This is a genomic window from Solemya elarraichensis gill symbiont, assembly GCF_002021095.1.
Lineage (GTDB): Bacteria > Pseudomonadota > Gammaproteobacteria > Chromatiales > Chromatiaceae.
In genome coordinates this window covers 1-2,994 of the sequence record NZ_MPRK01000208.1, presented here as the reverse complement: position 1 = coordinate 2,994, position 2,994 = coordinate 1, and the positions used below count along the sequence as shown (strand labels likewise).

At 56.9% G+C, this 2,994-nt stretch carries 4 protein-coding genes; all 4 read left to right on the top strand.

Going from position 1 to position 2,994, the window contains the following annotated elements:
* Positions 1-490, top strand: a 490-nt coding sequence (locus tag BOW51_RS09095) for an FAD-dependent monooxygenase (RefSeq protein ID WP_174564745.1), incomplete at its 5' end; no start/stop codon positions are given.
* Between the two features lie 89 nt (positions 491-579).
* Complete coding sequence (lptM, locus tag BOW51_RS09090) at positions 580-738, top strand: LPS translocon maturation chaperone LptM (protein ID WP_135568200.1); 159 nt, start codon at positions 580-582, stop codon at positions 736-738.
* Positions 738-1,985: a diaminopimelate decarboxylase gene (gene lysA, locus BOW51_RS09085; protein WP_078477446.1), complete on the top strand. Its 1,248-nt coding sequence runs from the start codon at positions 738-740 to the stop codon at positions 1,983-1,985. Before lptM ends, lysA begins: the two co-directional genes overlap by 1 nt.
* Positions 1,986-2,323: 338 nt before the next feature.
* Positions 2,324-2,994, top strand: a 671-nt coding sequence (gene dapF / locus BOW51_RS09080; protein ID WP_078477445.1) for a diaminopimelate epimerase, incomplete at its 3' end; no start/stop codon positions are given.

The following is a 2,994-nucleotide window of genomic DNA, read 5'->3' as shown; positions in this document are numbered from 1 at the left end:
TGCCGCATTTTGCGATGCGCTTCATGATGCAGTCGAGGGGCGCCTGGGCGAGATTACAGAAACATCTCAACGTGCGCGCTATCCATTGCGCTCTATTCATGCAGAGAGATACATCAGCAGCCATGCTGCTCTCGTCGGAGATGCCGCACACCAGATTCACCCGCTTGCCGGCCAGGGCGTTAACCTCGGCTTTCGTGACGTTGGCGCATTGATCGACATGGTCGCCAGCCAGCTCGAACGCGGCCGCCCGATCAGCAATGAACAGGGCCTGCGTGCCTACGAACGAACACGCCGCGGTGATAACCTGTTGATGCAGAAAAGCATGGAGGGCTTCAATCACCTCTTCAGTAACGACAATAGCCTGCTGAAACTGTTGAGAAACAGCGGGCTGGCTGCCACGCAGCGACTGCCTCTCATCAAAGAGGGCTTCATGCAACATGCGCTGGGTACCTCGGGGGAGATTCCAAGCCTGTGTAAAAGAGCGTTGTAGGAGCGGCGCGACCGCCAGGGACGGAGCTCCTACAATAAAGGATAAATTAAGGGTAGAATTGCCTAATTGGAAACCGGAACGCACCCACCATGCACTGTTATTCACGCTATTTATTCATCATCCTGATTGCCATTCTCGGCATTGGCAATATGCTCAGCGGATGTGGCAGCAAGGGCGATCTCTACCTGCCTGAATCATCACAACCCGCGCAAACCAGCCAGCCTGTCGTCAAACCGGCCGGAAACTGATGGATCATTTTGAATACAAGGGCGGACAACTGTTCGCCGAGGGTGTTGCTGTTGCCGAGATTGCACAGCAGTATGGCACCCCGTGCTATGTCTACTCACGTGCGACACTGGAACGTCACTGGCACGCTTTCAATGACGCCTTCAACGACCACCCGCACCTGATCTGTTTTGCCGTCAAGGCAAACTCCAATCTTGGCGTTCTCAATGTCCTGGCGCGCATGGGCTCAGGTTTCGACATCGTCTCCGTGGGGGAACTGCAACGCGTCCTTGCAGCAGGCGGTGATCCGAAAAAAATGGTTTTTTCCGGTGTCGGCAAGCGCCCGGACGAGATGCGCCGTGCGCTCGAGGTCGGCATTCACTGCTTCAATGTAGAATCAGAGGCCGAGCTACAACTGCTCAACCAGGTCGCACTGGAGTGCGGCACAAAGGCACCCGTGTCGCTGCGCGTCAATCCGGATGTCGATGCCGGTACGCACCCCTACATCTCGACCGGACTGCGTGAAAACAAATTCGGCGTGCCCGTTGGTGAGGCCAAGCGCCTTTACCACGAGGCTAAACAGCTTGCCGGTATCGAACTTGCCGGTATCGATTGTCATATCGGCTCGCAGCTGACTGAACTGACCCCATTCCTCGATGCCCTCGAACGCATCCTCGCGCTGATAGATGAACTCGCAGCTGACGGAATCAAGCTGCGTCATATCGATCTTGGCGGCGGTCTCGGCGTGTCCTACACAGATGAGCAGCCACCCCTGCCTCACAACTATGCAGAGGCGGTACGCGATCACATCACTGCGCGCGATCTCGAGGTCATCCTTGAGCCGGGACGTGCCATTGCCGCCAACGCAGGCATTCTGCTGACACGTGTCGAGTACCTGAAGCCAACCGAAGAGAAAGACTTCGCCATCGTCGACGCAGCCATGAACGACCTGCTGCGCCCGTCACTCTACAGTGCTATCCAGCAGATCATTCCGGCTGACCAAAACGCGCAGGGGCGTGATGGCCCCTACGATATCGTTGGGCCTGTGTGCGAAACCGGAGATTTTCTTGGCAAGAGTCGCAGCCTGTCGCTGGCAGCAGGCGACTTGCTGGCAGTTCGCTCCAGCGGTGCCTACGGTTTCACCATGAGTTCCAATTACAACTCGCGGCCGCGTGCTGCCGAGGTGATGGTTGATGGTGATCAGGTTCATCTCGTACGCGAACGTGAGACGATTGAATCGCTGTTCGCTGGTGAGCGAACTCTCCCCTGATCTGATACCCATTCCTTTGTGTCGCTGCGCGAAAGCTTAATGTTGAAAGCGCGCGGTGGCGCGCACCCACCCCACTTTCTTGTGCTGACAAGAAAGTAGGCAAAGAAACAGCTCCTTACCGGCGCCTGATCGCGCGAAACTTGATCATCACAGCGCGAAAAAAACTCGCGATCTTCGATCGCTCAAACAGTTTTTCGCTTCTCCTGTGATGCCCTGCGTTGCGCACGGGCGCCGATAACGGAGAATCCTCTGCACCACTGGGCTTTTGAAGGCCTGCTTCCTACAAGTTAGCCCTCCTTTTTCAGGTCAAGCACTGTAAATTTTGCTATCTTTCAGCAATGGAACTGCAATTCACTAAAATGCACGGCATCGGCAATGATTTTGTCGTCTTCAACGCGATTGATCATCCGCTCGAGCTGAGTGCAGAACAGATTCGCCTGCTTGCCGATCGTCACTTCGGTATCGGCTGCGACCAGGTTCTGCTTGTTGAAGCTCCGCGTGACCAGCAAACCGACTTCTACTACCGTATCTACAATGCCGATGGCGGCGAAGTCGAACAGTGTGGCAACGGCGCACGCTGCTTCGCGCGTTACGTGCATGACCAGGGACTGACAGACAAGCGCACTATCCCGGTCGGTACTGCACGTGGCCCGATCACACTTGAACTGGAAGAGAACGGCTCTGTGCGCGTCAACATGGGCACACCGCAGTTCGAACCGGCCAGCCTGCCCTTCACTGCCGAAAGCGCTGCTGACAGCTACATGCTTGAGATCGGCAGCGATTGCGTTGAGATCGGCGCAGTGTCGATGGGCAATCCGCACGCCGTGCTGCTGGTCGGCGAGACCGAATCGGCAGATGTCGAGCACCTCGGGCCGCTAATCGAGTCACATCCCGCGTTTCCGAACCGTGTCAATGCGGGCTTCATGCAGGTCGTGGACCGTACACGCATACGCCTGCGCGTCTACGAGCGCGGCAGCGGTGAAACCCTGGCCTGCGGCACGGGCGCCTG